Raw genomic sequence first — 2,637 nt, forward strand, 5'->3', positions numbered from 1 at the left:
GAGTCTATCGTTCTCCAAAAAAATGGATAATCATATCGGGGCTATCTGGTATTTCATACACGACTACAATGCCCAATTGGCAAGGCATTAAGCCCCATCACTACTATCGAATCACCACCGATTTTTTGAAAGAATTACAGCAATAAACTCAGGGTAAACCTAAAACATTCGGCCTGTTCAATCTTTACCTTTAAATGCGATCGCTCAAGTCAATGCTGCCTCAACTGCTCAGCTGACTTTTCCCGCTATCTTTTTAATTGAGCGCTCGCTTGCTTTCCCCCTATCTCGAAGTCCTATTCTCTCGTTGGTCATTGTCATTAAGATTAGCTTATTGACAATCGGCAAGAGCCTGAAACCCTTATTCTGCCGTCGTTTTCAGACTTAACGGGAAAAGTAAGGAGCCGTCAGGACTCAAACGGTAAGTCTGCCAAAGGAAGCGTCAAAAGCGCAAAATCTGTGAGATTAGCTTTGGAAACGCTAATCGAGCGCGAAGCGGATTAGCCTAGTTCATTTTTTCTAGGCACTATTTTTTCCTGACTCCAGGAAACCGGCGATCAAATGCTTCTGACGGGCGTGATTTTCCCGTATAATTAGGAGTTTGCACAGTGACAAAAGAAGTTAAGGAGCGATTTCGATGGCACGAATGTACTATGATGAGGATGCCAATTTAGATTTATTAGCGGGAAAAACGATCGCTATTATTGGTTATGGTTCCCAAGGTCATGCCCACGCATTAAATCTCAAGGATAGTGGCGTTAATGTGATTGTTGGTCTATATCCCGGCAGTAAATCGGCAATCAAAGCCAAAGAAGCCGGTATTCCGGTTTATGATGTGGCCGAAGCCGCTAAAATTGCCGACTGGATCATGATCCTCTTACCGGATGAAGTGCAGAAAACGATTTATCTCAACGAAATTGCCCCGAATTTAAGCGCAGGCAAGGTGTTATCTTTTGCCCACGGCTTTAATATTCATTTTGGTCAAGTGGTTCCCCCGGATAATGTCGATGTGGTTATGGTCGCACCCAAAGGACCGGGCCATCTCGTCCGTCGCACCTACGAACAAGGTCAAGGAGTCCCCTGTTTATTCGCCGTCTATCAAGATGCTACCGGCCAAGCACGCGAGCGGGCAATGGCCTACGCTAAAGGTATCGGTGGCACTCGGGCCGGGGTTTTGGAAACCACTTTCCGCGAGGAAACAGAAACCGACCTTTTTGGCGAACAGGCAGTATTATGCGGCGGTTTAAGTGCTTTAATTAAAGCTGGCTTTGAAACCCTCGTGGAAGCTGGTTATCAGCCCGAATTAGCCTATTTTGAGTGTTTACACGAGGTAAAACTGATCGTCGATCTGATCGTCGAGGGCGGTTTAGCCAAAATGCGCGATAGTATTTCCAATACAGCCGAGTACGGTGACTACACTCGCGGTCCGCGGGTGGTGACGGAAGCGACTAAGGCCGAAATGCGGAAAATCCTCGGGGAAATTCAATCGGGACAATTCGCCAGAGAGTTTGTCCTCGAAAATCAAGCAGGTAAACCGGGGTTCACCGCTATGCGTCGTCAAGAGGCAGAACATTCGATCGAAGAAGTCGGCCAAGATCTACGAGCGATGATGAGTTGGCTAAAACGCTAGTTCTCTTTTTTTCCTGCGGGGTTGGACGCAACGGGGCAATTCTTGCCTTTGCGTCCGTCCCGACACCCGACCCCCCAAAAGGAAAACTTCCTACTTAGTAGATCGCCTCTCTTGATTTAACCAGACCGATCGCCCGTAAACCGGCAATCACACCACAACCGATCACCATACCGACGAGGGAACGAATCAGATTTTCTACAGGAATGATCGGAATTAAAGCGATCCAGACTTCTTCGGGCCAGTTAAAAATCGAGTAGGTAATGGCGACGGCCCCTAAATGGGAGAGTCCGCTGGCGGTCCAAGTCCCGCCAAAAATTCCCGCCGCTACTAGGGCCAAATTGCTACCTTTGATCCAATGGGTAAAAAGAGTCCGGGTTGGTAGGATAAATAATACCAAAGCTGACCAATCGACGAAAGCCCCAGCGATAAAGATTCGTGGCGAAATGCCGTTCAGTCCGATCGCCCGGTTAGCGTAGATAAACAGGGGAATCAGAAAAATTAACGTTAATCCTAACCACCAATAACGGCGTTTTTTGCCTAAAACCATCGTTCCCGCCACAAAACTGGATATAATTGCCCCAAAGACCGAAATAGCGGGAATTCCTGCCGTGTAGGGGGCAAGGAAAGCCCCAATTAAGGACCCAATGCCACTAGCGATCGCTCCAGCGATCGGGCCGAGTAACCAACCCAAGAGGGGAAAAACCGCTTGACTGAGGGGCATACTACCGCCGGAAGCGAGGACAATGGAGAAGGGAATAAAAGAAAGGGTAGTGACAATGGCCGCTAAGACGACAATATAGGCGATCGGCGCACCATCAATGGCGGCACTACTGACAGCTTCCACTTCGCGTTCTTCGCCTTCGGGGATAATATCTAGGGTCATCGAAAAACTGGGTCTGAAACCCCGTCGTTCTACGACGGCTTTACTGTTAAATATTAGCGCATTTACCAAATATATGCTAAAATGTGAGACATGGAAAAAGCCTATTCGTTTCGATTTTACCCCACAC

At 47.9% G+C, this 2,637-nt stretch carries 2 protein-coding genes; one reads left to right on the forward strand and one right to left on the reverse strand.

Going from position 1 to position 2,637, the window contains the following annotated elements; translation table 11 throughout:
* Positions 1 to 634 precede the first annotated feature (634 nt).
* Complete coding sequence (gene ilvC / locus EWV84_RS08625) at positions 635 to 1,627, forward strand: ketol-acid reductoisomerase (protein WP_286825532.1); 993 nt, start codon at positions 635 to 637, stop codon at positions 1,625 to 1,627.
* Positions 1,628 to 1,721: 94 nt separating this feature from the next.
* On the opposite strand, the gene EWV84_RS08630 is transcribed toward ilvC, so the two are convergent.
* Entirely contained in the window at positions 1,722 to 2,510 is a 789-nt protein-coding gene (locus EWV84_RS08630) for an ECF transporter S component (protein ID WP_287077668.1), read from the reverse strand.
* Positions 2,511 to 2,637: the final 127 nt, after the last annotated feature.

The sequence above is a fragment of the Microcystis sp. M_QC_C_20170808_M3Col genome, assembly GCF_007095505.1.
Taxonomy (GTDB): domain Bacteria; phylum Cyanobacteriota; class Cyanobacteriia; order Cyanobacteriales; family Microcystaceae; genus Microcystis.

Excerpts from the sequence above, each read along its gene's own strand:
- EWV84_RS08630 (WP_287077668.1), bottom strand. The coding sequence starts at position 2,510 with ATGACCCTAGATATTATCCCCGAAGGCGAAGAACGCGAAGTGGAAGCT.
- ilvC (WP_286825532.1), top strand. The coding sequence starts at position 635 with ATGGCACGAATGTACTATGATGAGGATGCCAATTTAGATTTATTAGCG.